27 protein-coding genes and 1 pseudogene are annotated in these 26,910 nt (G+C 72.1%); 9 read left to right on the forward strand and 19 right to left on the reverse strand.

The features are described 5' to 3' along the window. Window positions 1-57 precede the first annotated feature (57 nt). Together ACFYS8_RS10810 and dacB are read right to left on the reverse strand one after the other, a co-directional pair. Entirely contained in the window at window positions 58-1,212 is a 1,155-nt protein-coding gene (locus ACFYS8_RS10810) for a zinc-dependent metalloprotease (protein WP_387638710.1), read from the reverse strand. A gap of 128 nt (window positions 1,213-1,340) precedes the next feature. After that, window positions 1,341-2,831 (reverse strand): D-alanyl-D-alanine carboxypeptidase/D-alanyl-D-alanine-endopeptidase, encoded by a 1,491-nt coding sequence (dacB, locus tag ACFYS8_RS10815; RefSeq protein ID WP_387638712.1) that lies wholly within the window; start codon window positions 2,829-2,831, stop codon window positions 1,341-1,343. Between the two features lie 95 nt (window positions 2,832-2,926). On the opposite strand from dacB, the gene ACFYS8_RS10820 reads away from it, so the two are divergent. After that, a complete protein-coding gene (locus ACFYS8_RS10820) occupies window positions 2,927-3,418 on the forward strand; it encodes an inorganic diphosphatase (protein ID WP_387638715.1) in 492 nt (163 codons plus the stop codon). Window positions 3,419-3,511: 93 nt separating this feature from the next. Here the strand turns inward: ACFYS8_RS10820 and ACFYS8_RS10825 are convergent, their stop codons facing one another. From ACFYS8_RS10825 to ACFYS8_RS10835, 3 genes are all read right to left on the reverse strand, one after another. Continuing rightward, a complete protein-coding gene (locus ACFYS8_RS10825) occupies window positions 3,512-3,730 on the reverse strand; it encodes a dodecin (protein WP_387638718.1) in 219 nt (72 codons plus the stop codon). 98 nt (window positions 3,731-3,828) lie between these two features. After that, entirely contained in the window at window positions 3,829-4,779 is a 951-nt protein-coding gene (locus ACFYS8_RS10830; RefSeq protein ID WP_387638721.1) for an asparaginase, read from the reverse strand. A gap of 57 nt (window positions 4,780-4,836) precedes the next feature. Continuing rightward, window positions 4,837-5,355, reverse strand: coding sequence for an ABC transporter substrate-binding protein (locus tag ACFYS8_RS10835; protein ID WP_387638723.1), 519 nt, complete (start codon window positions 5,353-5,355; stop codon window positions 4,837-4,839). A gap of 346 nt (window positions 5,356-5,701) precedes the next feature. On the opposite strand from ACFYS8_RS10835, the gene dtd reads away from it, so the two are divergent. After that, the gene (gene dtd / locus ACFYS8_RS10840; RefSeq protein ID WP_035872970.1) at window positions 5,702-6,133 is read left to right on the forward strand and encodes a D-aminoacyl-tRNA deacylase; all 432 of its coding nucleotides are present in this window, start codon (window positions 5,702-5,704) and stop codon (window positions 6,131-6,133) included. Between the two features lie 7 nt (window positions 6,134-6,140). Here dtd and ACFYS8_RS10845 read toward each other — a convergent pair whose 3' ends face one another. The 3 genes from ACFYS8_RS10845 to ACFYS8_RS10855 all read right to left on the reverse strand — a co-directional run bounded on the left by ACFYS8_RS10845 (window position 6,141) and on the right by ACFYS8_RS10855 (window position 8,239). Further along, window positions 6,141-7,097, reverse strand: coding sequence for a YgfZ/GcvT domain-containing protein (locus tag ACFYS8_RS10845; protein WP_387638726.1), 957 nt, complete (start codon window positions 7,095-7,097; stop codon window positions 6,141-6,143). 24 nt (window positions 7,098-7,121) lie between these two features. Continuing rightward, window positions 7,122-7,568, reverse strand: coding sequence for a Fur family transcriptional regulator (locus tag ACFYS8_RS10850; RefSeq protein ID WP_387638729.1), 447 nt, complete (start codon window positions 7,566-7,568; stop codon window positions 7,122-7,124). An 86-nt stretch (window positions 7,569-7,654) separates the two neighbouring features. Further along, the gene (locus ACFYS8_RS10855; RefSeq protein WP_043915577.1) at window positions 7,655-8,239 is read right to left on the reverse strand and encodes an FABP family protein; all 585 of its coding nucleotides are present in this window, start codon (window positions 8,237-8,239) and stop codon (window positions 7,655-7,657) included. A gap of 254 nt (window positions 8,240-8,493) precedes the next feature. On the opposite strand from ACFYS8_RS10855, the gene ACFYS8_RS10860 reads away from it, so the two are divergent. Then, window positions 8,494-8,856 (forward strand): DsrE family protein, encoded by a 363-nt coding sequence (locus ACFYS8_RS10860; RefSeq protein ID WP_387638733.1) that lies wholly within the window; start codon window positions 8,494-8,496, stop codon window positions 8,854-8,856. 122 nt (window positions 8,857-8,978) lie between these two features. On the opposite strand, the pseudogene ACFYS8_RS10865 reads toward ACFYS8_RS10860, so the two are convergent. The 5 genes and pseudogenes from ACFYS8_RS10865 to ACFYS8_RS10885 all read right to left on the reverse strand — a co-directional run. Further along, window positions 8,979-9,230: pseudogene (locus tag ACFYS8_RS10865) on the reverse strand (DUF3099 domain-containing protein); the annotation flags it as partial. A gap of 62 nt (window positions 9,231-9,292) precedes the next feature. Then, a complete protein-coding gene (locus ACFYS8_RS10870; protein ID WP_035864892.1) occupies window positions 9,293-9,583 on the reverse strand; it encodes a DUF1416 domain-containing protein in 291 nt (96 codons plus the stop codon). A gap of 39 nt (window positions 9,584-9,622) precedes the next feature. Beyond that, window positions 9,623-10,456, reverse strand: coding sequence for a sulfurtransferase (locus ACFYS8_RS10875; protein WP_387638736.1), 834 nt, complete (start codon window positions 10,454-10,456; stop codon window positions 9,623-9,625). A gap of 529 nt (window positions 10,457-10,985) precedes the next feature. Next, a complete protein-coding gene (locus tag ACFYS8_RS10880) occupies window positions 10,986-11,657 on the reverse strand; it encodes a DUF2993 domain-containing protein (protein ID WP_387638739.1) in 672 nt (223 codons plus the stop codon). Between the two features lie 112 nt (window positions 11,658-11,769). After that, entirely contained in the window at window positions 11,770-12,048 is a 279-nt protein-coding gene (locus ACFYS8_RS10885; protein ID WP_387638742.1) for a MoaD/ThiS family protein, read from the reverse strand. A gap of 568 nt (window positions 12,049-12,616) precedes the next feature. Between ACFYS8_RS10885 and ACFYS8_RS10890 the strand changes: the two genes are divergently transcribed. The 5 genes from ACFYS8_RS10890 (at window position 12,617) to ACFYS8_RS10910 (ending at window position 17,976) form a co-directional block, all read left to right on the forward strand. After that, window positions 12,617-13,348 carry a response regulator transcription factor gene (locus tag ACFYS8_RS10890; RefSeq protein WP_387638744.1) on the forward strand — a complete coding sequence of 244 codons (732 nt, stop codon included), beginning with the start codon at window positions 12,617-12,619 and terminating at the stop codon, window positions 13,346-13,348. A gap of 147 nt (window positions 13,349-13,495) precedes the next feature. Continuing rightward, window positions 13,496-14,548 (forward strand): LacI family DNA-binding transcriptional regulator, encoded by a 1,053-nt coding sequence (locus ACFYS8_RS10895; RefSeq protein WP_387638747.1) that lies wholly within the window; start codon window positions 13,496-13,498, stop codon window positions 14,546-14,548. Window positions 14,549-14,637: 89 nt separating this feature from the next. Continuing rightward, window positions 14,638-15,666, forward strand: a complete 1,029-nt coding sequence (locus ACFYS8_RS10900) for a S1C family serine protease (RefSeq protein WP_387638750.1) — start codon at window positions 14,638-14,640, stop codon at window positions 15,664-15,666. A gap of 73 nt (window positions 15,667-15,739) precedes the next feature. Next, entirely contained in the window at window positions 15,740-16,516 is a 777-nt protein-coding gene (locus ACFYS8_RS10905; protein ID WP_387638753.1) for a response regulator transcription factor, read from the forward strand. A gap of 59 nt (window positions 16,517-16,575) precedes the next feature. Further along, on the forward strand, window positions 16,576-17,976 hold the full coding sequence (locus tag ACFYS8_RS10910) for a sensor histidine kinase (RefSeq protein WP_387638756.1): 1,401 nt from the start codon (window positions 16,576-16,578) through the stop codon (window positions 17,974-17,976). Between the two features lie 54 nt (window positions 17,977-18,030). Here the strand turns inward: ACFYS8_RS10910 and ACFYS8_RS10915 are convergent, their stop codons facing one another. The 6 genes from ACFYS8_RS10915 to ACFYS8_RS10940 all read right to left on the reverse strand — a co-directional run bounded on the left by ACFYS8_RS10915 (window position 18,031) and on the right by ACFYS8_RS10940 (window position 25,505). Next, window positions 18,031-19,839, reverse strand: coding sequence for a bifunctional metallophosphatase/5'-nucleotidase (locus ACFYS8_RS10915; RefSeq protein ID WP_387638759.1), 1,809 nt, complete (start codon window positions 19,837-19,839; stop codon window positions 18,031-18,033). Window positions 19,840-20,004: 165 nt separating this feature from the next. Further along, window positions 20,005-21,351 carry an ATP-binding protein gene (locus tag ACFYS8_RS10920; RefSeq protein ID WP_387638762.1) on the reverse strand — a complete coding sequence of 449 codons (1,347 nt, stop codon included), beginning with the start codon at window positions 21,349-21,351 and terminating at the stop codon, window positions 20,005-20,007. 19 nt (window positions 21,352-21,370) lie between these two features. Next, a complete protein-coding gene (locus tag ACFYS8_RS10925) occupies window positions 21,371-22,957 on the reverse strand; it encodes an SCO6880 family protein (protein ID WP_387638765.1) in 1,587 nt (528 codons plus the stop codon). Between the two features lie 7 nt (window positions 22,958-22,964). Next, window positions 22,965-24,233: a hypothetical protein gene (locus ACFYS8_RS10930; protein ID WP_387638768.1), complete on the reverse strand. Its 1,269-nt coding sequence runs from the start codon at window positions 24,231-24,233 to the stop codon at window positions 22,965-22,967. After that, complete coding sequence (locus ACFYS8_RS10935; RefSeq protein ID WP_387638771.1) at window positions 24,223-25,044, reverse strand: hypothetical protein; 822 nt, start codon at window positions 25,042-25,044, stop codon at window positions 24,223-24,225. Before ACFYS8_RS10935 ends, ACFYS8_RS10930 begins: the two co-directional genes overlap by 11 nt. A 113-nt stretch (window positions 25,045-25,157) precedes the next feature. Continuing rightward, the gene (locus tag ACFYS8_RS10940) at window positions 25,158-25,505 is read right to left on the reverse strand and encodes a hypothetical protein (RefSeq protein ID WP_387638773.1); all 348 of its coding nucleotides are present in this window, start codon (window positions 25,503-25,505) and stop codon (window positions 25,158-25,160) included. Between the two features lie 248 nt (window positions 25,506-25,753). Here ACFYS8_RS10940 and ACFYS8_RS10945 point away from each other — a divergent pair, with 248 nt between their 5' ends. Then, window positions 25,754-26,806 (forward strand): NlpC/P60 family protein, encoded by a 1,053-nt coding sequence (locus ACFYS8_RS10945; protein WP_387638776.1) that lies wholly within the window; start codon window positions 25,754-25,756, stop codon window positions 26,804-26,806. Window positions 26,807-26,910 lie beyond the last annotated feature (104 nt).

The following is a 26,910-nucleotide window of genomic DNA, read 5'->3' on the forward strand; positions in this document are numbered from 1 at the left end:
TGACCGTCCACCGCGGGCCGCACCTGCCGCCCGACCGGGCGTTCCCGGGCATCCGCCTCAGCCGACCACCCGGGCCACCCAGGACGCCGGGTCGTGGATCTCATCCTTGGTGGGCAGCGTGTTCGGCGAGGTCCACACCCGGTTGAAGCCGTCCATCCCGGCCCGCTCCACCACGCCGCGGACGAACACCGCGCCGTCCTGGTACTGGCGCAGCTTGGCGTCCATGCCGAGCAGTCGGCGCAGCACCAGGTCGAGCCGGCCGCTGCCGCGGTCGCGGCGGCGCTGGAACTTCTCCCGGATCTCCGCCACCGAGGGCACCACGGCCGGGCCGACGCCGTCCATCACCACGTCGGCGTGGCCCTCCAGCAGCGACATCACGGCGGTCAGCCGGGCCAGGATCTCCCGCTGCGCGGGCGTCTGCACCAGGTCGACGAGGCTGCCCGCGGTGGAGCCGTTGCCGCGGCCGCCGAAGCCCGGCAGGCCGCCGAGCGCCTCGCGCAGCCGGTCCAGCAGCGCCGAGGGGTCGACGTCGGTCTGCGCCAGGAACTCCTGCACCTCGGACTGGATGTGGTCGCGCAGCCAGGGCACCGCGGTGAACTGGGTGCGGTGGGTCTCCTCGTGCAGGCACACCCAGAGCCGGAAGTCGTGCGGGTCGACGTCGAGTTCGCGCTCCACCTGGACGATGTTCGGCGCCACCAGCAGCAGCCGTCCGGGCGGCATCGCCAGGCCCCGGCGCGGCTGGTCGAACAGGCCCTCGGGGCTGTCCGGGGCGGTGGGCAGATCGGCGGGGGCGAAGGTCTCGTACTGGCCGAGCACCTTCGCCGACAGGAACGCCAGCACCGCGCCGACCTCCACGCCGGTGGCCTTGGCGCCCACCGAGCCGACCGCCGCCGTGCCCGGGCCCTCCGGGCGGCGGGCCGCCAGCCGGTCCGTCAGCGGGCGGACCACGGTACGGAAACCCGCCACATTGGCCCGCACCCAGCCGGGCCGGTCGACCACCAGCACGGGGGTGCCGGGGGTGTCCTCGCCCGTTCCCATCCGGGTGAACTCGCGCACGTGCCGCTCGGCCTCGACGGCATGCCGGCGCAGTTCGGAGACCACCGCACGGGCCTCCTCCCGGCCGATCCGGGGCCCGGGCCGGGCCAGGCGCACCGCGGTCGCCACCGCGAGATCCCAGTCGACCATCTCCGCACCGCTGTTCGCGCTCGTCATGCCCTCACGGTACGTGCTCGCCCCCGCCCCCGGGAGACAACTGGGCGTCCGGACAGGCCCTTGGTCTGTCCGGGCCTGTCCGGCCCGTTGACGGCGGGTCAGCGGGCCGACGGGGTGTCACCGGGTGATCAGCACCCGCAGGCGGCGAGCTTCGCGACGATCCGGTCGACCGCGGCGCGGGCCGCGGTCGGGTCGGCGCCGGTGCGGGTCATCAGCGCGAACGCCAGCACCCGGCCGTCGGCGTCGACCACGGTGCCGGCCAGCGTGTTGACGCCCTGCAGGGTGCCGGTCTTGGCGCGCACGATGCCGGCCGCCTCGCCGGCCCCGGACTTGGCGCCGAACCGGCCGGCCAGGGTGCCGGTGAAGCCCGCGACCGGCAGGCCGGTGATCACCGGGCGCAGCTCCGGATGCTGCGGGGAGGCGGCCTCGGCGAGCAGCTTCACCAGGGTGATCGGCGGGATCAGGTTGGCCTTGGCCAGGCCGCTGCCGTCGGTGAGCACCACGCCGGTCATCGGCACCCCGAGCTTGCCGAGTTCGGCGGTGACGGCGCTCGCGCCGCCCTCGAAGCTGGCGGGCTGCTTGGCGGCGAGCGCGGCCTGCCGGGCGACGGCCTCGGCGAGCTGGTTGTCGGAGGTGGTGAGCATCCGCTCCACCACCCGTCCGATCTCCGGCGACTCCACCCGGGCCAGTTCCTTGGCCCCGGCGGGGGCGGTGGCCTGGCCGGCCTTGTTCTGGACGGTGACGCCTTCGGCCTTCAGCAGGTTCGCGAAGGTCTCGGCGGCCTGCCCGGCCGGGTCGAACACCCGGGCCGGGGCCTCGTCGACGGAGCGCGGGTCGATCCGGCCCTCGTCGACCATCAGTGGGGTGACCGCGGCGATGTTCATCGCGTCGTGGTCCTTGTGCAGCAGCGGGCCGCTGTACAGCGAGGTGTCGTAGGACAGCTTGACGCTCGTGGTCCCGGCCGCCTTCAGCGCGGTGGCGGTGCGGCGGGCCAGGTCGGCCATCGAGGCGGGTGCGCTGTCCGCGTCCACGGGGGCGCCGCCGATCCGGATCTGATCGGTGGGCAGCGCCGTCAGGGTGGGGTCGCCGCCGCCGACCAGGGTGATCTCACCGGGGGCGGCGCCCTGCACCACGGTGGTGGCGATCCGGTGGCCGGCCGGCAGCAGCGCCAGGGCGGCGACCGCGGTGGCCAGCTTGGTGGTGGAGGCGGGCGTGGCCGGGGCGTTCTCCTGCGCGCCGAACAGCAGCTCGCCGGTGGCGGCGTCGGCGACCGCGAAGTTCAGGGTGCCCAGCGACTTGTCCTGGACGGTGGCGCCGAGCGCGCCGCGCAGCCCGTTGCCGGTCGGCGGGTGGCTGTCGCCGGCGTCCCCGGCCGGCAGCACCGGGCCCTTGACCGGGACGGCCCGGTGCCGGTCCCCGCGCCGGTCCTGCTTGCCGCGGCCGTTGCCCTGCCCGTCCCCGCCCTGCCCGTGCCCGTCGTCGGCGTGCTTGCCGTGCCCGTCCGAGCGGCTGGCGCCCGGCGAGGGCTGGGCCAGTGCCGGATCGGCGACGGTCAGCACTCCCGCCGCCAGCGCCACCCCCAGGACCCCGACGAGCGCCGTCCTGCGCCCGCGTCCCACCCCTGTCCCTGATCTCACCGACCGGCCCCTTTCCCGAGCACTCCCTGCCGTAGGAGACACTTGGATTCTGTCAGTCCCCACCCTTGGAGGAAGCGTTGGAGTTCGACGTCCTGATCGAGATCCCGAAGGGCTCGCGCAACAAGTACGAGGTCGACCATGAGACCGGTCGCCTCCGTCTGGACCGCATGCTCTTCACCTCGACCCGCTACCCGGCCGACTACGGCTACGTCGAGGGCACCCTCGCGGACGACGGCGACCCGCTGGACGCGCTGGTCATCCTGGAGGAGCCGACCTTCCCGGGCTGCCTGATCAAGTGCCGCGCCATCGGCATGTTCCAGATGACCGACGAGGCCGGCGGCGACGACAAGCTGCTGTGCGTCCCGGCGACCGACCCGCGCTGGTCGCACCTGCAGGACATCAACGACGTGTCGGAGTTCGACCGTCTGGAGATCCAGCACTTCTTCGAGGTCTACAAGGACCTGGAGCCCGGCAAGTCCGTCCAGGGCGCCGACTGGGTCGGCCGGGCCGAGGCCGAGGCCGAGGTCGAGGCCTCGATCAAGCGCCTCCAGGAGCAGGGCGGCCACTGAGCCGTCACGCCCTTCGGGGTGGCCCGCGGTGCCCGTGCGAGGGGCGGGAGTCCGACACCGGACTCCCGCCCCTCGCCGGTTTCCGGCGGCCGGTCAGCCGTCGTTGTCGTCGAGCCTGAACCCGACCTTCAGGCCGACCTGGAAGTGCTTCACCACCCCGTCCTCGATGTGGCCGCGGACCTGCACCACCTCGAACCAGTCGAGGTGGCGCAGGGTGCGGCCGGCGCGGGCGATGCCGTTGCGGATGGCGGCGTCCACTCCCTCGTGCGAGGAGCCGACGATCTCGGTGACCCGGTAGGTGTGGTCGGACATGGCGCGTACTCCCTGTGCGGCGGTGGCGGGCGCTCCCCTGCCGTCCACCGTGCACCAGGGCGCCGGGACGGGCATCCCGGCGCCGCCCCGGCGGGGCGTCAGAATGCCGCGCGGATCTCGCCGACCACCGCGCCGCCGCCGTGCAGCGGGGCGGTCGCGATTCGCTCCAGCACCGGGTCCTGGACGCCGAGGCGGCGCAGCGCGGCGGCCAGCACCGGGCCGCGGGCGCGCTCCGCACCGTCCTCGATCTTGAACGCCAGGGCCCGGCCGTCGGCCAACGCGACCACCTGGACGGCCTCGGCGCCCATCTTGGACAGCGTGCCGGGCACCGCTCGCATCAGCCAGGTGTCGGCCCGGCGGGTGCCGGCCACGTACTCGGGGTGGGCGCGCATCGCGTCGGCCACCCGGCGCTGCACGGTACCGGGCTCGGCCAGCACCAGGGCGCGGTAGCCGCGGGCCAGGCCGGTCAGCGAGACGGCCAGCAGCGGGGCGCCGCAGCCGTCGGTGCCGGTGTGCGCGGCCGGCTCGCCGGTGGTCTCCTCCAGCGCGGTACGGGCCAGGCGCTGGATCGGGTGTTCGGGGTCGAGGTAGGACGCCAGGTCCCAGCCGTTGGCGGCGCAGGCGGCCAGCCAGCCGGCGTGCTTGCCGGAGCAGTCCATCATGATCGGCGCCCGTTCCCCGCCGGAGCGCAGCAGTTCCTCCGCCTCAACCTCGTCCAGCGGCAGCTCGGCGGGGGTGCGCAGGGCGGCCTCGGTGAGGCCCGCGTCGGCCAGCATCCGGCGCACCGCGGCCCGGTGGAAGGGCTCCGCGGAGTGGCTGGAGGCGGCCAGTGCGAGCTGCTCGCCGTGCAGCTCCAGGCCGGCCCGCAGGGTGGCGATCGCCTGGAACGGCTTGGCGGTGGAGCGCGGGTAGACCGGCTGATCGGGGGTGCCCAGCGTGTACGCGACGGTGCCGTCGGCGTCGAGCAGGACCAGCGAGCCGCGGTGGCGGCCCTCGGTGAAGCCGGAACGTATGACCTCGGCGAGTGCGGGCAGGGCGGACTGCGACACGGGTGGTCTCCAGGACGTGTGGTGAGGGTGGGTGGGCCCCGGCCGCGTCCCGACCGCTCAGCTGTCGCCGAGCAGGTCCTCGACCCGGGCCTCCCCCTCACGGTACCTGCGGGTGATTTCGGCCCCGCAGTCGTCCGCGGTGCGCTGCAGCGCCTGGCGGCGGTCGGACACCTCGCGCTCGTGCTCGGCCAGCCGTTCGACGGCGGACAGCAGGTCGGCGGTGGCGTGCGCGCCGAGGTCGGCCAGTTGGACGTCGCCCATCAGGGCGTCCGCCTCCAGCCGGTAGCGCTCGCCGCGGGGCGGGCCGAGGGTCAGGTGCCGGGCCGGGCGGCGGGTCGCGGACGGGGCGTCCGCCAGGATCGCGGGCAGCCGGTCGAGCAGCGCGCACTGCGCCTCGCTGGCGCCGGCCAACGGGATCTCCCGGCGCTGGAGTTCGGCCCGCAGGATGTCCATCCGGCCATGCAGCAGGCGGCGCAGGTACGACAGGTCGGCCTCCTGCTCCAGGGCGTCCCGGCGCAGCACCCGCAGTTCCTCCAGGGCCAGGCCGGCCAGCCCGTCGAGCGCGCTCACGTCCATCAATCCGACCACCTGCCGTAGTACCTGTGCCCGCCGATCGCACGGCCGCCCGCCACTCAGGGTTCCCCCCGGCGGGCGATGCCACTCGTGCGGGTGACGCGGTTCGCCGGGACGACGGACGCCCCCTCGGGGCCCGGATGGCTCCGGGCCGTCGGACAGCGTGCCACCCCGGGCCCCGGCGCCGCACGCCCGTGTACCCGGATGGCCCCCTGGCGAACACCCCTGGCTAGTACGAAGAATTCGCGCCATGGGTTCACCTGCACCGATCGGGGCGCATCACGTGCGACCCCGGCGTGCAACCGGAGGGTGCGCGCCCCCGGTACGGACGTGCGGGCACAATGGCGGCATGCGAGCAGTGGTGCAGCGGGTCGCCGAGGCGGCCGTGACGGTGGACGGCGAGACGGTCGGCGCGATCGAGGGGCCGGGCCTGTGCGTCCTGGTCGGCGCCACCCACGAGGACACTCCGGCGCAGGCCGCCCAACTGGCCCGCAAGCTGTGGACGCTGCGGCTGTTCCCCGGCAGCCCCGAACAGTCCTGCTCGGAACTCGGCGCCCCGCTGCTGGTGATCAGCCAGTTCACCCTGTACGGGGACGCCCGCAAGGGCCGCCGCCCCACCTGGAACGCCGCCGCCCCCGGCCCGGTCGCCGAACCGCTGGTGGACGCCGTGGTCGCCGAGCTCCGCGCCCTGGGCGCGAAGGTGGAGACCGGGCGGTTCGGCGCCGACATGAAGGTGTCGCTGGTGAACGACGGGCCGTTCACCGTCCTGCTGGAGGTCTGAGAACCGGTCAGGCCGGGACGATCACGTCCTGGCTGCCGGGCACGCCGTCGGCCAGCAGCACCGCGTCGACCGGGGTGTTGCGCTTGACCAGGGCCAGCGCGACCGGGCCGAGCTCGTGGTGGCGGGCCGAGGAGGTGACGAAGCCGACCGGACGGTCCTGGCCCTCGACGCGGACCTCGGCGCCGTGCCCGGGCAGCTTCTCCTCGGTGCCGTCCAGGTGCAGGAAGACCAGCCGGCGCGGCGGGCGGCCCAGGTTGTGCACCCGGGCGACCGTCTCCTGGCCGCGGTAGCAGCCCTTGTTCAGGTGCACCGCGCTGCCCAGCCAGTCCACCTCGTGCGGGATGGTCCGGTGGTCGGTCTCGAAGCCCAGGCGCGGCCGGTGCCCCTCGATCCGCAGCGCCTCGTACGCCCACACGCCCGCGGCCGGGCCGAACCCGGCGACGGCCTCGGCGAGTTCGGCGCGCGGGACGAACAGGTCGCGGCCCCACGGGAGTTCGCGCACCGCGGCGGCCCGGTCGGCGGGGACGGTGGAGCCGGCCGGCAGGAACACCACGGCGTAGTCGGCGGTGGCGTCGGTGACCTCGGCCCGGTTCCAGAACTTCATCGACTCCAGGTACTTCACCAGCGCGGGCGCGGTGCCGGGCTCGACGTGGATCCAGGTGGTGGCGCCGTCGTCGACCAGGTAGAGGGCGTGCTCGACGTGCCCGTGCGGGGACAGCACCAGCGCCTCGGTGGCCTGCTGCGGCGGCAGTTCGCTGACGTGCTGGGTGAGCAGCAGGTGCAGCCAGCTCAGCCGGTCCGGGCCGGTCACGGTGATCACGCCGCGGTGCGACAGGTCCGTGAAGCCGCGCCCGGCGGCCAGTTCGCGCTGCTCGCGGAACAGGTTGCCGTAGTGGGCGGCGACCCCTTCGTCGGGACCTTCGGCGGCGACGGCGCCGGGCAGCGCAAGCAGCGGGCTCTTCATACCGGCCAGCCTAAAGCCTCGCCGTTACGACCGGCCGTCCTCCAGCTTCGCGGTGCAGTCCGCGCAGCGGCCGAAGATGGCGAAGTGCTTCAGGTCGGTGTCGAAGCCGTGCTCGGTGCGCAGGCTGTCGATCAGCGGCGCGGCGATCGCGGTGTCGGTCTCGGTGACCTGGTCGCAGTCCCGGCAGACCAGGTGGAGGTGGGTGTGCCGGCCTGCCAGGTGGTAGGTGGGCGCGCCGTGCCCGAGGTGGGCGTGCGAGACCAGGCCGAGCTCCTCCAGGAGCTCCAGCGTCCGGTACACGGTGGAGATGTTGACGCCGCTGGCGGTGCGGCGGACCTGCGCCAGGATCTCGTCCGGGGTGGCGTGGTCGAGCACGTCGACGGCCTCCAACACCAGCTGGCGCTGCGGGGTCAACCGGTAGCCGCGCTCGCGCAGGTCGGCCTTCCAGTCGGTGGTGTCGGTGTTCGCCACGGTGTCCCTGCCCGTTGAGAGGTCGTGCCGACCAGTGTAGGGACCGACCGCCAGGTCGGTCCCCCCACTCGTCCACGCCAGTCCGCTCAGCGGAAGAACGCGATCCCGTCGTCCGGGAGGTCGTTGACGTCCTTGATCAGCTGCGCCGGGTTGAGCACCTTCTTCAGCTGCGCCGACATGTACGGCCGGAGCGGCACCTCGGGGGCGGCCTTCTCGCCGACCCACAGCAGCTCGTCCTTGACCAGGCCGAACAGGCGCTTGCCGCCGCTGTACGGGGCCGCGCCCTCGATCCGGGCGACCGCGTCGGTGGCCAGGTCGATCTGCGGCTTGCCGTCGTGCAGCTTGCCGTACCAGATCTCCACAGTGCCGTCGTCGCGCACCGAGGAGACCTCGATCTCGCGCTCGCCGCTGGTCCCGTGCTGGTTGCTGGTGACGCGCCAGAACGCGTGCTCCATCTCCAGCGGGCGGACCTTCTCGCCCTGCTCGTCCAGCACCCAGGTGCGGGAACGGAACTCCAGGAAGGGTCGTCCGTCGTGACGGAAGACGATCTCCTGGCCGAAGTTGCACTTCTCGCTGCCGGGGAAGTCGTGCACACCCGCGCCCTCCCAGGTACCGAGGAGGAAGGCGAGCGGGACGACGTCCCGGTGGAGGTCGGAAGGAATCTCGATCATGATCCTGGCTGCTGTCGTCGGGCGGTTACCGGCTCAACCGTACGGCAGTGCTCAGCGCTGGCCCTGGTAGAGCTTCATGACCGAGAAGATGGCGAACCAGGTGATCAGCACGGCCACCAGAACCAGGACACTTTCGAAGAAGATCTCAAGACCGGACACGGTGTGCTCCCAGGGGCGGGTTCGACGGAGGAACGGGGCTTTCCACTACGGCCGGGAGTCTATCGGGCGGCCCCTGCGGCCGTAGTCTCTGGGGCATGTCGAAGAAGCTGGTCATCAAGGTCACCGCCGGTGCGGACGCGCCCGAGCGCTGCTCGCAGGCCTTCACCGTCGCCTCGGTCGCGGTCGCCAGCGGCGTGCCGGTCTCGCTCTGGCTCACCGGTGAGTCCTCGTGGTTCGCGCTGCCCGGCAAGGCCGCCGAGTTCGAACTGCCGCACGCCGCACCGCTGCCCGACCTGCTGGAGGCGATCCTCGCCGCCGGCACCGTCACCCTGTGCACCCAGTGCGCGGCGCGCCGGGACATCGGCCAGGCGGACGTCATCGAGGGCGTGCGGATCGCCGGCGCGCAGGTGTTCCTGTCCGAGGTGATGGCGGACGACGCCAAGGCGCTCGTCTACTGAGCGTCCGGGGGCTCCCGGTCCGGCCGGTCGCGGTCGTGGCCGGGCTGCTCCCAGTGCGGGTCGTCCCAGCGCGGATCGTCCGCGCCCTCACCGCCCCACGGGTCCGTGGGCGGCTCGTGGTCCGGCCGGTCCCGGTCGTGGCCGCGCTGCTCCCAGCGCGGGTCCTCCCAGCGCGGGTCGTTCCACCAGTCGTCGTCCTTGTCGCGCCTGTTGGCGAGGACGGCGGCCAGTGGCGGTATCAGCATGGCGACCACGCACATGCCGATGGCGGCGCCGACCGAGAAGAAGCGCACCACGCCCCAGGCGAGGACGAACAGCCCAAGGCAGACGCCCATCATCACGAAGTAGCGCACATGCCGCCGGTGTGCCTGCACGCTTCCAGGGTAGGCCGAAGGCCCCGGCCGCCAGAAGGCGACCGGGGCCCTGACCGCGGTCGTCAGACCGCGATCGCGACCTCGGTGAACTCACCCTGGGTGGCGACCACCTGGCGGTCCACGGTGGCGCCGGGCACCAGGGCCCGCAGGGTCCACTTGCCCGGGCGGGCGAAGAACCGGAACTGCCCGGTCGCCGAGGTCGGCACCTCGGCGGTGAACTCGCCGTTCTCGTCCAGCAGCCGCACGTAGCCGTTGACCGGCTCCTCGTTGCGGGTCACCGAACCCTGGATGATCGTCTCGTTCGCCACGTCAACTCCTGCCAGGTCCGGGCCGCCGGCCTTCGCACCGCACATGTCTGTTCTCCCTCTTCCTTGCTTCGCGCGAGCCGGGGCTCAGTTGCCGAGCTCGATCGGCACGCCGACCAGGCTGCCGTACTCGGTCCACGAGCCGTCGTAGTTCTTGACGTTCTGCTGGCCGAGCAGCTCGTGCAGGACGAACCAGGTGAGCGCGGAGCGCTCGCCGATCCGGCAGTAGGCGATGGTGTCGGTGGCCAGGTCGACGCCTTCGGCCTCGTAGAGCGCCTTCAGCGCGTCGTCGCTCTTGAAGGTGCCGTCGTCGTTGGCGTTCTTCGCCCACGGGATGTTCTTGGCGCTCGGCACGTGGCCGGGGCGCTGCGACTGCTCCTGCGGGAGGTGGGCCGGGGCGAGCAGCTTGCCGGAGAACTCGTCGGGCGAGCGGACGTCGACCAGGTTCAGGGTGCCGATCGCGTCGATCACGTCGTCGCGGAAGGCGCGGATCGAGGAATCGGCCGGCTGCGCGGTGTACTGGGTGGCGGCCCGCTCGGGCTGCTCGACGACCAGCTCGCGGGAGTCCAGCTCCCACTTCTTGCGGCCGCCGTCCAGCAGGCGGACGTCGCCGTGGCCGTACAGCTTGAAGTACCAGTAGGCGTAGGAGGCGAACCAGTTGTTGTTGCCGCCGTAGAGCACCACGGTGTCGTCGTTGGCGATGCCCTTGGCGGACAGCAGCGCCTCGAAGCCGGCCTGGTCGATGAAGTCGCGGCGGACCGGGTCCTGGAGGTCCTTCTTCCAGTCGATCCGGACCGCGTTGCGGATGTGGTTCTTGTCGTAGGCGGCGGTGTCTTCGTCCACCTCGACGATGACGACCTTCGGGTCGTCCAGGTGGGCCTGGACCCAGTCGGCATCGACCAGGACGTCGCTGCGGCTCATGTGCTGTTCTCCATCCGGGGGCGGTTGGCGGAAGGCTGCTGGAGGTTCTCCCGGGCCGCGCTGTCCGCACACCTGTCCGCATGCTGGGACGGCGTGAGGTGCGGCAGAGCCGGGGGAGTTGATCGTGAGGTGTGCTCGTCGTCCCCGACGCGCCGGTGCGCTACTGCTACCGGTTCGCGGCGTCGGAACGGGGGCGGGCTTGCCGTGACTGGGGTCAGGACCGCCCGGTCAGCGCATTCGACAAAGGCAGCTCGACACGCGGCAGTGGTCTACCGCCCGCCGCTTTGTGAGGTCTGCCTGTCGCTTCATGACGACGATGCTAGGGACTCCGGAGGGGCGCTGTCATCATCGTGTCGAATAATGAGACCGGATCACTCGAATCCTGAGATTCACCGGCTTTCCGCCGCACACGCACGCACGCCGTGGGACCCGGACCCCCGCACGGGGGCCGGGCGAACCGGTGCTGCGAAGGATTTTTCCGGCGGAGCTGGACAGCGCGTCTCGCCCACCGGACAGGCGCCGAGGAGCCTCAGCGCCCCAGCGACGTGCCGGGGGCGACCGTGAAGCGCAGCCGCACCCCGCCCGCCTCCGGGGTGGCCTCGGCCAGCGACAGGCCCTTGGGCAGGCCGGCCAGGTGGTACCGCTGAGGCTTCAGCCGGTCGCCCGCGACGCCCTTCAACACCGAAGCGGCGCCGGTCAGTTGGAGGTTGTCGACGACCAGGTCGTTGCCCTCGCTGCGCAGCTTGCCCTCGATCCCGCCACCGGGCACCGCGGCCTTCACCGTGCCGGGGCCGGCGTACTCCAGGCCGAGCAGGCCGCTGCCGTTCATGAACTTGGCGAGCTCCTTGTAGTCGACCACGCCCTGGCCGTCACCGCGCCCGACCGTCACGCCCCGGTAGGAGTCCGTGAACTTCACCTGGGACAGGTTGGCCCGGAACGAGTGCACCGTCACCTTCTCCTTGCCGTCGGTGACGGTCATCCCGTCCGAGGAGAGGCTGACCTGGTCGAGCTCACCGGCCACCGCGCTGGTCAGGAAAGGGATGTCGCCGATCTCGACGTCCGGCTTGCCGGTCAGCCAGCCGGAGGAGACCGCGGCATCGGCGGCCTGGTCCTCCGCGACCCCCACGGCCACCCGGTCGGCGGCGACCAGCAGGGCGCCCACGACCCCCAGGCCGATCAGCAACTTCACCGCGCCACGCATCGCTTCCCCCTGAAACGCTCCGGCCGGGCCGCTCCGTCGACGAACCGGCCCCGAAGACAGGACGATCGCACGGATGCCCGGGTTCCGGCGCGGTACTCGGGCAAATGCGCGCTCAGCCCCCGGCGAACGGCGGCAGCACCTCCACCGTGCCGCCCTCGGTCAGCGGCACCGCGGCGTGCTCCCGGGCGCCGACCGGATCGCCGTCCACCAGGAACGAACACATGGTCAGCACCCGCAGCAGCTCCGGCCGCCCGGCGTGCGCGGCCCGCACCCCGGCCAGCGCCTCGGCCAGCGTGACGGCCAGGTAGGGATCCTCGGCCCGGCCCGCGGCGGACTTGGCGGCGGCCCAGTAGCGGACCGTCCCGCTCACCCGCACAGGTGAATCCGGCATGGGACGGGCATCGGCGGTCCCGGTCACGGCAACCCCTCTCGGTGGTCCTCGCCCGGTACGGCGGCCGGCCCGGTGCGGCCCCCATCATCGCCCCCGGCCCCCGCCGCCGGGCAAACCTCCCAGGTCATCACGGGGGCACAAGGTGTCGTACCTCACCCGTTCCGGAGCCGGTCGCGGGCCCGCGCGCCGCTCGAGCCACTCCCGGCCACGCGAGCGGTCGGCTATCCTCGATTCCGTAAGGGATCCGGGCAGAGTCGCCCCCGGATCCTTTTGTGCTTTCAGGACGCCAGTAGGACGTTCTTGCGACCGGTGCCCCACCCGCACCGGCCGCCGGACCGGCCCCACCGCCGGCCGCACGACGACGTGTCGGCCGCCGGCGGACAGAGCGGAGGGTACGCCGATGGACGAGGCACCAGTGGGACGCCAGGGGTTGCGGGACCCCCGGCCGGCCACCGCCCCGTCCATCGCCGCACCCTCCGGACTGTCGGCGCTCCCCCACCCTGTACCGCGTCCGCCGTTCCCCCCGGCGGCCGCGACCGCGACGACCCGGAAAGGGGACTAACCGGGTATGAGTTCACTGCTCCTGCTGACCAACGCCCTGCAACCCTCCGCCGAGGTGCTGCCCGCACTCGGACTGCTGCTGCACAGCGTCCGGGTGGCCCCCGCCGAGGGGTCCGCCCTGGTCGACACCCCGAGCGCCGACGTGATCCTGGTCGACGGACGCCGCGACCTGCCGCAGATCCGCAGCCTGTGCCAGCTGCTGCGCTCCACCGGCATCGGCAGCCCGCTGATCCTGGTGGTCACCGAGGGCGGCCTGGCCGCCGTCACCGCCGAATGGGGCATCGACGACGTACTGCTCGACACCGCCGGACCGGCCGAGGTCGAAGCCCGGCTGCGGCTCGCCCTCGGCCGCCTCCAGGTCGCCGTCGACGACTCCCCGATGGAGATCCGCAACGGCGAGCTGTCCGTCGACGAGGCCACCTACTCCGCCAAGCTCAAGGGGCGCGTCCTCGACCTCACCTTCAAGGAGTTCGAGCTGCTCAAGTACCTGGCCCAGCACCCCGGCCGGGTGTTCACCCGGGCCCAGCTGCTCCAGGAGGTGTGGGGCTACGACTACTTCGGCGGCACCCGCACCGTGGACGTCCACGTACGCCGGCTGCGGGCCAAACTCGGCGTCGAGAACGAGCAGTTGATCGGCACCGTGCGCAACGTCGGCTACCGCTTCGTGGTCCCCGAGCGGGCCGACAAGGGCACCGACCGGGCCGAGCCGAGCAGAGCCGCGGCACGCCGCGGACGCTGACCGGCCGTCGGGCGGGCCGGGCGGCGGCACCCCTCGCCCGGCCCGCCCGGCTTGCCCGGATCAGTCCGATTCGGTCCGGAAAAGCGCCCCGTCCCACCGGGCAAGACCCCGGCGAGAGGCACCTGACCACACGCGTAGACTCCCCCCGTGGCCAAGGTGACGCGCGACGATGTAGCCCGACTGGCTGGGACCTCGACCGCGGTCGTCAGCTATGTGATCAACAACGGTCCCCGGCCGGTCGCCCCGGCCACCCGGGAAAAGGTGCTCGCCGCGATCGAGCAGCTCGGGTACCGCCCGAACTCCGTCGCCCAGGCGATGGCTTCCCGGCGCACCAACCTGATCGGCATGGTCGTCCCCGACGCCCGGCAGCCGTTCTTCGCGGAGATGGCGCACGCCGTGGAACGCGCCGCCTCCGAGCGCGGCAAGCTCGTGCTGATCGGCAACTCCGACTACGTCGACGACCGTGAGGTGCACTACGTCCGCGCCTTCCTCGGCATGCGGGTGTCCGGCCTGATCCTGGTCAGCCAGGGCCCTTCGCAGCGCGCCGCCGAGGAGTTCGCCGCCATGGAGGGCGCCAAGGTGGTGCTGCTGCACCGCCGCCCCGAGGCGATCGACGACGTCGCCGTGGTCACCGACGACGTCGGCGGCTCCGAACTGGTCGTCCGTCACCTGCTCGAAGTGCACGGTCACCCGTACGTGGCGTGCTTCGGCGGCCCGGTCGAATCGCCCGCCCCCGGCGACCCGGTCATCGACCACGTGGCCGGCTGGGAACTCGCCATGGCCGCGCACGGCCTGCCCACCGAGCCGCACCTGATCGACGCCCCGTTCCACCGCTACGGCGCCTACCAGGTCGCGCTCGAGCTCCTCGCCTCCGACCGGCGGCCGCCCGCGATCTTCTGCTCCACCGACGACCAGGCCATCGGCGTGCTGCGGGCCGCCCGCGAACTCGGCCTGAAGGTCGGCGAGGACCTCGCGGTGGCCGGCTTCGACGACATCCCCGAGGCCGGGTTCGCCGACCCGCCGCTCACCACCGTCGCCTCCGACCGGGACGCGATGGCCCGGGCCGCCGTCGACCTGGTCCTCGACGACTCGCTGATGGTGCCCGGCAGCGACACCGAACGGGTCCGCAAGTTCCCGTCCCGGCTGGTCGTGCGGCGTTCCTGCGGCTGCTCCGGCGAAACCGGCCGGCCTCCGGCCTGACCAGGCTTTATGAGAAGCTGACGCGCTTCTCGGGGAACTCGTACCGCCCTCTCATCGAACGTTCATGAAACGGGCGGAACGTCATCTCCATGAGCGACCAGTACCGCAGCACCCACGAGCCCCACCCCCAGGACGGCGGCGCGGGCTGGCTCCCGCCGACGCCGCCCGTCTTCCACGGCCCCGAAGGCCCCGAACTGCCGCCGCCCCCGCACGGCCACCGTGCCCGGCGCGGCCTGCTGAAGAGCCGCGTCGCGCTGGCCACCACCGTCGCCGCGGTGGCGGCCCTGCTCGGCGGCGTCACCGGCGGCGCCCTGGTGAACGAGCGGAACGGCTCCGGCAGCGCCACTGCGAGCGCCCTGGTCCGCCCGGTGGCGGCCAACGCCGATGGCAGCGCCAACGTGTCGGCGATCGCCGCCGCGCTCTCCCCCGCCGTCGTGCAGATCACCGTCAAGACCGGCAACGGCACCGCGACCGGCACCGGCGTGATCCTCACCGCCGACGGGCAGATCCTCACCAACTACCACGTCATCTCCGGCGCGGTGAACGGCGGCCGGGCCACCGTCACCTTCCACGACGGCCGGACCGCCTCCGCCACCGTCACCGGCACCGACAAGTCCCTGGACACCGCCGTCATCACCGCGTCCGGCGTCAGCGGCCTGACCACCGCCGTGCTCGGCGACTCCGACGCCACCGCCGTCGGCGACCCCGTGGTCGCCATCGGCAACCCCGAGGGGCTCACCGGCACCGTCACCTCGGGCATCGTCTCCGCCAAGAACCGCACCGTCTCCGTCCAGGTCGACGAGGGCACCACCAGCGGAAACGGCGGCTTCGGCCTCCCCAACCTGCCCGGCCTGCGCGGCTCCACCGGCGCCACCGGCTCCGAGACCGCCACCTACCAGGCGCTGCAGACCGACGCCGCCCTCAACCCCGGCAACTCCGGCGGACCGCTGATCAACGCCGCCGGCCAGGTCATCGGCCTCAACTCGGCCATGTACGCCGCGAGCGGCTCCGGCTCCACCGGCGGTACCGAGGCCGGCAGCGTCGGACTCGGCTTCGCCATCCCGATCAACAGCGTCAAGCAGGTGCTGCCGCAGCTCCAGGCCGGCAAGAACCTCTGACACCCGCCGGTTCCGTCTCCCAGCGACGGACAATGGCCACGACCGCACCGGACTCAGAAAGGGCCCCGCGCCGATGACTCCCCCCGCCGACGACCGCACCCCTGCCGAGGCCCCGGGCGGCGGCGCCCGCGTCCTCGTGGTCGACGACGAACCCGCCCTGCGCGACGCGCTGGAATCCAGCCTCGCCTTCGAGGGCTACCACGTCACCACCGCCACCGACGGCTACGAGGCCCTCACCGCCGTCGACCGCGAACACCCCGACCTCGTCCTGCTCGACATCATGATGCCCCGCATGGACGGCCTCACCGCCGTCCGCCGGATGCGCTCGCGCGGCGACACCGTCCCCGTCCTGATGCTCACCGCGCGGGACGCCGTCGGCGACCGCGTCACCGGACTCGACGTCGGCGCCGACGACTACCTCGCCAAGCCCTTCGAACTCGACGAACTCCTCGCCCGGGTCCGCGCCCTGCTCCGCCGCAACGCACTCGCCACCGAGGCCGCAGCCCGCACCGCCGCCGACGAGGACGGCGGCGAGGTGCTCGCCTTCGCCGACCTGCGGATGAACACCGCGACCCGCGAAGTCACCCGGGCCGGCACCACCATCGAGCTCACCCGCACCGAATTCATGCTGCTGGAGATGTTCCTCTCCCACCCGCGCCAGGTGCTCACCCGCGAACAGATCCTCAAGGCCGTCTGGGGCTTCGACTTCGAGCCCTCCTCCAACTCCCTCGACGTCTACGTCATGTACCTCCGCCGCAAGACCGAACAGCACGCCATGCCCCGCATCATCCAGACCGTCCGCGGCGTCGGCTACGCGCTGCGCACCGCCACCAGCGGCGCTGCGGCGTGAAACTGATCGGCCGGTTCACGGGGTGGTTCCGCAGCAGGTCGCTGCGGAGCCGACTGGCCATGCTCACGGCTGCCGCGGTGGCGGTGGCCATCGCGGTGGTCAGCTTGGCGAGTTGGCTGCTGGTCCGCGAGCGGCTCTACCAGGAGCTGCACGACACCCTCTCCGCCGCCCCCAGGAGCCCGGTGGCGCCGCCCGACCGGGGGCAGCTGCACTGCGGCGCGACCCCGGCCGAGGCGCTGGCGAACGTCCCCCCGGGGGGCAGTGGCCGGCTCGGCCCGCAGAAGTACGACTTCCAGTACGTGCTGCCCGACGGCACCATCTGCCTGACCGGCGACGCCACCCGGGCCATCCAGGTGGCGCCCGGCGACAGCGCACCGCTGCCCCGGAACACCACGGTCTACCGCACCGGCCACTACGTGGACAGCGACGAGCACGCGCAGGTACGGCGCACCAACAGTGCCGTCCTGCTGCCGAACGGCATCCTGCAGCCCGCCGTCCTGCTGACCGCCCTGCCGACCCAGGGAGTGCAGAACTCGCTCAGCTCTCTCGCCCTGCTGATGACCGGCGTCGCCGGCCTCGGCGTCCTCGGCGCGGGCGTCGCCGGGCGGGTGGTGGCCCGGTCCGCGCTCAAGCCCGTCGACCAACTGACCGGCGCCGTCGAGCACATCGCGCGCACCGAAGAAGTCGGCACCACCATCCCCGTCAACGGCAGCGACGAGATCGCCCGGCTCTCCACTTCCTTCAACTCGATGTCCACCGCGCTCGCCAACTCCCGGGAGCGGCAGACCCGCCTGATCGCCGACGCCGGGCACGAGCTCCGCACGCCCCTCACCTCCCTGCGCACCAACGTGGACCTGCTGATCCGGTCCGACGCCCAGGGCCGGGCGCTGCCGCCGGAGACGCGGGCCCGGATGCTGGGCAACATGAAGGCGCAGATGCAGGAACTCACCGTGCTGATCGGCGACCTGCTGCAGCTCTCCCGCCCGGACACCCCGAATCCGGAGGCGGTGCGCACCGTGGTGCCGTTCCACGAGACGGTGGAGCGGGCGCTGGAGCGCGGGCGGCTGCGCGGCCCGGCGCTGACCTTCGTCACCGAGGTCAACCCCTGGTACGTACACGGCGATCCGGCCGCGCTCGAACGGGCCGTGATCAACCTGCTGGACAACGCGGTGAAGTACTCGCCGCCGTCCGGCACCGTCGAAGTACGCCTGCGCGCGGGCCGGTTGACGGTCCGCGACCACGGCCCGGGCATCCCGGCCGAGGAGCTGCCGTTCGTCTTCGACCGGTTCTGGCGTTCCCCGTCCTCCCGCCAACTGCCGGGCTCGGGGCTGGGGTTGTCGATCGTCGCACAGACCGTCCGGGACACCGGCGGCCAGGTCTCGCTGGGGCCGGCGGCGGACGGCGGCCCGGGGACGCAGGCGGTGATGGTGCTGCCGGGGCAGCCGGACGACCCGCGCTGAGCACGCCGAAGGGCGGAGCACCGGAGTGCCCCGCCCTTCGCCGTGACTGGTTCGTCAGCCGGTCTGGCCGACCGCGATGACCTTGATCCGGTTCTGGGCCGGCGGGGCGATCGGGGCGGTGGCGGTGCTGTGGCCGGACAGGTACGCGTTGAAGACGTCCAGGTCGGAGGCGCCGACGAGCTTGTCGGTGCCGGCCGCGAAGGCCGGGAAGCCGTCGCCGCCGCCGGCCAGGAACTCGTTGGCGGCGACCCGGTACTTGGCGTTCGGGTCGACGGGGGCGCCGTTCAGGCGGACCGAGTCGAGGACCACGCGGTCCGCGCCGGCCTTGTTCAGGTCGAGCGTGTAGGCGAGGTTGCCGGAGATCTGCAGGATCTTCGGGGAGGCCGTGTTGGAGCCGGAGACCTGCTGCTGCAGGACCTGGATCAGCTGGGCGCCGGTGAGGGTCTTGATCTGCATCATGTTGGTGAACGGCTGGACGGTGAACGCCTCGCCGTAGGTCACCACGCCGTCGCCCTCGCTGCCGGACGCCTTGTAGACCAGGTCCGATCGGATGCCGCCGGGGTTCATGAACGCGACCTGCGCGCCACCCTTGTCGGCGGGCGCGAGACCGGCGAGCTGCGCGTCGGCTATCAGGTCGCCGAGCGGCTTCTCCAGGGCATTGGAGCCGCGGCCGTTGATGTCGGCGCTGATCCAGCCGACGGGGCGGTTGGCGATCGGCGCGGCCAGCGCGCTGTACCGCTTGATCAGGTCGTTCAGGTCGCTCGCCCCGTCGGTGCGGCGCACCACGTGGTTGGTGGCGGTCACCGACGGCCGGACGATGGTGCCGGTGCGCTTGTCCAGCTTGAGGTCGATCTCGGTGTACAGGCGGCCGAACGAGGCGGCGCTGGTGACCGAGCGGGGCACGCCGTTCGGGTCCGGGATCATGCAGGCGTACGAGTTGTGGGTGTGGCCGGTGACGATCGCGCCGACCGCCGGGTCGAGGCGCTTGGCGATGTCCACGATCGGGCCGGAGACGCCGGAGCCGCCCGCACCGCAGTCGTAGTTGTAGATGTTGCTGGCCGGGAAGCCGCCCTCGTGGATCAGCGCGACCACCGAGTTGACGCCCTGGCGCTTCAGCTCGGCGGTGTACTTGTTGATCGTCTCGACCTCGTTGCCGAACTTGAGGCCCTGCACGCCGGAGGCGGTGACGATGTTCGGGGTGCCCTCCAGGGTCACGCCGATGAAGCCGACCTTCACGCCGCGGACGTTCTTCACCCAGTACGGCTTGAGCAGCGGCTTGCCGGTCTTCTCATTGGTGACGTTGGCCGACAGGTACCGGAAGTCGGCGCCCTCGAAGGTGCGGCCCTCCTCGTAGCAACCGTCGGTCGGGTGGCAGCCGCCGTTCTGCATGCGCAGCAGCTCGGCCGAACCCTCGTCGAACTCGTGGTTGCCCACCGAGGTGACGTCGAGGCCGATCTTGTTCATCGCCTCGATGGTCGGCTCGTCGTGGAACAGGCCGGAGACCAGCGGGCTGGCGCCGATCAGGTCGCCGGCCGCCACGGTGATGCTGTTCGGGTGGCCCTGACGGGCGTTGCGCAGCGCGGTGGCCAGGTACGCGACGCCGCCCGCGGGGGTGGGCGGGTCGACGGGCTTGCCGGTGGCCGGGTCGATCTCGTTGATGGTGCCGGACGAACCCGCCGGCGGCTCCAGGTTGCCGTGCAGGTCGTTGATGGCGAGGAGCTGCAGGTCCTCGAACTTCGGCTTGTCCTGGCCGTGCCCATGGGCCTCGGCGGTGGCCGGCAGGGCCATCGAGCCGATGAGGGCAGCAGCCGCGGCGACCGCGAGCGCGGTCCTGCGGCGGCCGGTCGAACCGGAAATGGGCATGAGGGTCCCCTGCACCGTCGGGGCCGCGACGGACGGCGGCCTGGCGTTGTATCGGGGAGCAGCCTAGGGTCCACGCGCGTAGCTGTCAGGAACCCTGGGGTAACGAGCTGGTATCCGAAGCCTGACGAGTTCTCCGCTGACTCCTGCTCAGCCCGCTTGCGGAGGTCAGATCCTGGGCTGGGCGGCCAGCTGCTGCTCGGCCCGTTCCCGCTCCTCCATCGCGTCCTCGGTCATCGCGCGGTCGGTGTACACCAGCGGGCGCTCGGCCTCGGTGATGATGTGCTTGACCACCTGCACATTGCCGTTGACGTCCCACACCGCGATGCCCGGCGACAGCGTCGGAATGATCTCCACTGCCCAGCGCGGCAGGCCCAGCACCCGGCCGGTGGCTCTGGCCTCCTCCGCCTTCTGCATGTAGATGGTGCGGGTGGAGGCCATCTTCAGGATCGCCGACGCCTCCTTCGCCGCCGCCCCGTCCACCACGTCCGACAGATGGTGCACCACGGCCACGAAGGACAGGCCCAGCCGGCGTCCGAACTTCAGCAGCCGCTGGAACAGCTGCGCCACGAACGGGCTGTTGATGATGTGCCAGGCCTCCTCGACCAGGAAGATCCGCTTCACCCGGTCCGGCCGCAGCCAGGTGTGCTCCAGCCACACCCCGACGATCGCCATCAGGATCGGCATCGCGATCGAGTTCCGGTCGATGTGCGACAGGTCGAAGACGATCAGCGGCGCGTCCAGGTCGATGCCCGCCGAGGTCGGGCCGTCGAACATGCCGCGCAGGTCACCGTCGACCAGCCGGTCCAGCACCAGAGCCACGTCCAGGCCCCAGGACTGCACCTCGCCGACCTCGACGCCCAGCGACTCCACCGCCGACAGATCGGGGCTGCGCAGCGTGTCGATGATGTCGTTCAGCACCGGCTGACGGTCCTTCACCGTGGCGTGCACGTGCGCGTGCGCGGCCTTCAGCGCGAAACCGGCCCGCTCCTCCAGCGGACGCGCCATCGCCACCTCGATGATGGTGCGCAGCAGCGACAGCTGACCGGTGGTGGTGATCGCCGGATCCAGCGGGTTCAGCTTCACCCCGCCGTCCCGGGCCGCCATCGGGTCGAGCCGGATGGACTTTATCCCCAGCGCGTTGGCGATCAGGTTCCATTCGCCGACGCCGTCCTCACCCTGCGCGTCCAGCACCACCACCTGGCGGTCGCGGAACCTCAACTGCCGCAGTGCGTACGTCTTCTCCAGCGCGGACTTGCCGTTGCCGGACTCCCCCAGCACCAGCCAGTGCGGGGCCGGCAGCTGCTGGCCGTACAGCTGGAACGGGTCGTAGACGTAACCCTTGCCGCTGTACACCTCGCGGCCAATGATCACCCCGGAGTCGCCCAGGCCGGGCGCCGCCGTCGGCAGGTACACCGCCTGTGCCTGGCCGCTGGAGGTGCGCACCGGCAGCCGGGTGGTCTCCACCTTGCCGAACAGGGCGCTGGCGAAGGCGTCGGTGAGATTGCCGAGCATGTGCGGGCCTCCGAGAGGGTCAGCGGCGGATGCCGGTGGCGAACGGCAGGGTGTTGGCGAACGCCCGGTGGTGCTCGCGGTCGCACCACTCGAGCTTCAGGTAGCTCTTGCCGGCCGAGGCGCGGATGGTCCGCTTGTCCCGGGCCAGCGCCTCCGGGCTGCGCGAGGACACCGTCAGGTAGCCCACCAGGTTCACCCCGGCCGCGCCGGACGCCAGGTCGTCGCCGCGCTGGTCCACCCGGCCGGTGTGCGCCAGGTCGCGCGGGTCCACCGTGCGGTTCATCTTCGCCGCGCGGCTGGCCTCCGCCTCGTCGTTGGTCTTCTCGGTGAGCATCCGCTCGATCGCCACGTCGGTCGGCTCCAGGTCCATGGTGACCGCGACCGTCCGGATCACGTCCGGGGTGTGCACCAGCAGCGGCGCCAGGAAGTTCACCCCGACCGGGGTCAGCGGCCACTCCTTGATCCACGCGGTGGCGTGGCACCACGGCTCCCGGGTCGCCGACTCCCGGGTCTTCGCCGTCAGGTACTGCGGGTGCGTGGCGTCCAGCTCGGCCGGCCAGGCGTTGCGCCGGCTCATCGCCTGGATGTGGTCGATCGGGTGGTCCGGGTCGTACATCGAGTGGATCAGCGACGCCAGCCGGGCCTGCCCCAGCGGCTGCCGCACCCGGATGTCCGCCTCCGCCAACCGGGCGCAGATGTCCGTCAGTTCACGCGCCATCACGGTCGCCAGACCGTCGTCGCCGCGGTCCCGCTTGCCCTCGTCCCGCCCGTACGCGGTCCGCCCCATCGCGTGCGCCTCGGACGCCAGGTCACGGGTGTACTGCATGCACGCCACCAGGTACGCCCGGTGCTGCTCCGAGGAGGTCGACACCATCGACTGCAGCTCGTCGTAGCTGTCCTGCAGCCAGCGCGGCGCCGCGTGGTCGCCGCGCCGCTCCACGTCCTTGGCGTGCGCGTCCGGGTCGGCCGGCAGGGTGCGGGCCAGGATCTGCAGACGCGTCACGAAACCGTCGCCGTTGGCCACGTGCTTCAGCAGCGTGCCGAACCGGTCGACCAGCGCCTCCTGGTCCTCCGAGTCGCGCAGGCCCACGCCCGGGCCCTCGATCTCGATCGCCGCCGTCACCGTACGGCGCTCCAGATGCATCAGCACCGTGACCTCGTCCGGCCCGAACGGCGCCGTCAGCCAGCGCAGCCGCCCCACCCCCGGCGGCGGGCCGATCTCCACCTCGCGTCCGTCCAGCCGCGTCCCGGCCTCGTGCACGTCCGGCTTCCACACCGCCCGACCACTGCGCACCGTACGCCGGTACGTCCGGTTGATCTCCACCCACTTGTAGAACGTCCGCCGCCGGTACGGCACGTACACCGCCATGATCGCCAGCAGCGGGAAACCCACCAGGCCGGCCAGCCGCAGCGTCAGGAACGGCACCCCGAGACCCCACAGCATGCCCAGGCCCGCGCCGGCGATGATCAGCACGATCTCGCCGGTCTCCCGGTTGCGCCCGATCGGCGCGTTCGGACGCGCCTTGCCGATCAGGTAACTGCGACGCGGCTGGGCATAAGGCTGGGCGTACTGGGCGCCGTACTGGCCGAACTGTTCGCTGCTCATCTACCCGTCACCCTCCCTTCGGGTTGTTGACCGGGGCCTGGGACTGCGCGGGCGGACCGGCCTGCCGGCCGGGACCGGCGGGCCGGGACGCGTGCGCGGCGATGCCCGGGGCCACCCCGCCACCGCCACCCGCGCCCGGGGAGCCGCCCCCGCCCTGCGCGTCGCCACGCGAACCGTGCGTCGAAATACCCTGCTTCACGAAGTTCGCCGGGCCGTTGATCATCGCACTGCCCGCCTGCACCGCACTCGCCCGGGCCTGCCGCATCGACAGCAGCTCGTCACCGAAGCCCGGCACGAACCGGTACACCGCGGCACTCGCGAAGATCGACAGGAACAGGATCGCCAGCCCGCTCAGCACCCGCGCGAAGTCGTCGTCCGCGCCCGCACCGGTCGCCACCGCACCCGCCAGGCCCAGGATGATCACGATGATCGGCTTCGCCAGATCTATCGCCAGCATCATCGCCGCCCACCGGCGCACGTGCTTCCACAGCTGCTTGTCCACCAGCCCCGCGTACACCGCCGTCCCCAGCAGCGCACCCACGTACAGCATCGCCGCCCGGATCACCAGCTCGATCCACAGCACCGCGGCGGCCAGCACCGCCACCAGCGACACGATGATCAGAATCAGCGGGCCACCGCCCATGCTGCCCTTGTCCAGGGTGTCCGCGAACCCGCCCAGGTACGTGCCCGTGTCGGACTTCGTCCCCGCCGCGATCGCATCCGTCAGCCCGTCGGTGACCGTCACCACCGTGTACAGGATCAGCGGCGTGAACGCCGAAGCGATCACCGTCAGCCACAGGAACCCGACCGCCTCGCCGAACGCCTGCCCCAGCGCCGCACCGCGCACCGCCCGCTTCGTCACCGCCAGCAGCCACAGCACCAGCGTGACCACCGTCGACACCGCGAACACCACCGCGTACTGCTGCAGGAACGCCGCGTTGGTGAAATCGACCTTCGTCGTCCCGTCGATCGCCCCCGCCAACTGCCGCACGACCCAGGCCGCCGCCTGCGCACAACCCTTGGCCAGCGACCCCAACGGATCCGTCACCGAGGAGACCGCGCCCCCGCCGACCACCGGCACCCCGGGGGGAGCGCACTGGCTCCCAGCCCCGGGCAGCGGCACGTTCTGGGCGGCACACGTGGAGGACGGGGAGGGCGAAGGATCGGCAGCGACCCGCTGCGCGACCACCAGCGCGGTGAGTTGAAGGCTGCTCAGCGCGGCGCCGAGCACCCCGGCCCGGCCCAGGAAGCGCAGTCTGGACGCGTCAGCGGGCATAGCGGAACCCTCCGAACTGCTGGACGGCATCGGCGATCTCTTTCGCGGTGGCCGCCTGCTGGTCGCCCGGCAGGGGGGCGGGGCCCGCGGCGCGGGAGTAGTCGGTGAGCTTCCAGTCGCTGCCGGTCCAGCGCATGGTGACGGTCAGGGTGTACCAGTCCTGGCTGACCGGGTTGGTGGAGTCCTCGCCGGCCAGGCCGTAGAGCCCGGTGCACCAGACGTCGACCTTGGTGGCGGTGTCGGCGCCGTTGGTGGTGTGGGTGCCGACCGGGACGATCCGGCTGACGAAGGTCTGCCCCTTCGGGGCGCGGCCCTGCGCGTCCAGGCCGAACCGGGTCACCATCTCCGGGGAGAACGCCTGGTCCAGGCGGGTCTGGAGAGTGGAGAGGCTGGTGGGGTCGGCGACGGTGGCGAGGATGGTGTGGCGGGTGTCGGGGCGGAACATGTCGGTGGAGCCCAGCGCGACCGCGTAGTTGGCGGCGGCGGACTGCGCCCCCTGGTCGGTGTGGGGGTAGCCGGTGCCGATGCCGTTGGTGGTGGTGGTGACGGGCTGTTGGCCGGTCGCGGCGGTGCGGTCGGCGGCGGGGGCGGTTCCGCCGCGGGCCTGGTCGCCGGAGGTCGCGGCGGGGGTGCGGCCGGGTAGGGCCTTGTCACGGTTGGCGATGGCGACGGCGATCACCAGCAGTGTGACGACGCCGAGGATGGTGAGGAGGGTGCGCAGGGGGCGGGCCTGGCGGCCGGCCGCGGGGGCGGTCTGTTCGGCGACCGGTAGCCGCGTACGGGTGTGCGGCTGGTCGTCGGACAACGGCACGGGGGCCCTCCTGGTGCGGCGTCACCGCGCGGGGCGCGGCGGCGTGACGGGTGTTCTCGGTGTCGGCGCGCGGAGCGTGGATCTGCGCGAGGTGGACGGGAGTTGTCCGATGGTCAGATCGCCATGCCGTACACAATGGTGAACAGGGTGCCGAGCGAACCGATGATGAACACGCCGGTCAGGCCGGCGATGATCAGCCCCTTGCCCTGTTCGGCGCTGAAGGTGTCACGCATCGCGGTGGCGCCGATCCGCTGCTTGGCGGCGCCCCAGATCGCGATGCCCAGGCAGACCAGGATGGCGACGGCCATCACGACCTGGACCATCACGCGGGCCGAGGAGCCGAGTGAGGCGAACGGGCCCCAGTCGGGGGCGATGCCGCCGATGATGGTGTCGATGCCGGCCTTCTTCGGCGGGTCCTCCGCCAGGTACCGGATCACTGCGCTGTCCACGTTCAGGTTCATCCCATCTCACCGCCCGATCAGGAAAATTCAAGGCCCCGGACCACGGTCGAGCGAAGGGGCAGGTCCTATTCTTGGCCAGATCTGACGCCGACTTGGCTGCTTCTCGCGGATTGCTCGTGGCGGCCGGACGCCTCCGCCAAGATGTCCGGTAGTCCGAGGATACTGCCCGCCCTTGGTATCTGTGATGATTGCACCGGGCAATAACGCAACAGGACATGACTGCTGACGATCCGTCGGGATGGTGCGGGATGGTGCTCCGGAAGGCTCGGCTCGCTGGCGCCGCGACCGCGGTGGTGGCCATCGGGTTCGTCGGGGTGGTGACGCTGGGGACGTACGCGGCCAGCGGGGCGCCGGACCAGGCCGGTGAACTGGCGCTGTCCGATGGGACGGTGCCCGCGCAGTACCGGGCGCAGATCCAGAAGTGGGGCGCGCTGTGCCCGGAGATCTCGGCGCCGATGCTGGCCGCGCAGCTGTACCAGGAGAGCGGTTTCGACCCGCTGGCGAAGAGCCCGGCGAAGGCGTACGGGATGGCCCAGTTCCTGGAGGGGACGTGGGCGACGTACGGGACGGACGGCAACGGCGACGGCAAGCCGGACATCTGGAACCCGGACGACGCGATCGCCTCCGCCGCCACCTACGACTGCGCGCTGGCCCGGGACGTCGCCAAGGTGCCCGGGGACAAGCAGGCCAACATGCTGGCCGCGTACAACGCCGGGCCGTACGCGGTGATCAAGAACAACGGGGTGCCTCCGTACAAGGAGACCCAGGGGTACGTGAAGAGCATCCAGTCGCTGGCGAAGTCGTTCACCGCGCCGCCGAAGCCGGGGGCGCAGATCGCGCTGTCCAAGGAGGCGGCGGGGGCGATCTATTACGCGCAGAGCAAGCTGGGCATCGACTACATGTGGGGTGGCACCGGGCAGACCTGGGAGGACGGGCGGTTCGACTGCTCGGGTTTGACCCAGGCGGCGTTCAAGAGTGTGGGCATCGAGCTGCCCCGGGTGGCCAACGACCAGTGGTACAGCGGGCCGCACCCGTCGCGGGACCAACTCCGGCCCGGCGACCTGGTGTTCTTCGCCAATGACCTGGAGGACCCGCGGACCATCCACCACGTGGGTCTGTACGTCGGCGGCGGCTACATGATCGACGCCCCGCACACCGGCGCCAAGGTGCGCTACGACAAGATCGACCAGCGGGACTACATCGGGGCGACCCGGGTCACCCCGGACGGTGCGGCCGCGCTGCCCAGCCGGAACAAGAACGACGGCACCATCACGGCGGGTCAAGGACCGGTAAAGAGCTGACGGGCCGTCCGCTCGGCATGTGCATGCGGGGTGGACGGTGAGTCAAGTTTGCATAACAGCATGTTTCGGACGGAACCCCCGGTGGTCTCGATCGCGTTGACTCA

Origin of the sequence: Kitasatospora sp. NPDC004615, from assembly GCF_042873545.1 — a bacterium.
Lineage (GTDB): Bacteria > Actinomycetota > Actinomycetes > Streptomycetales > Streptomycetaceae > Kitasatospora.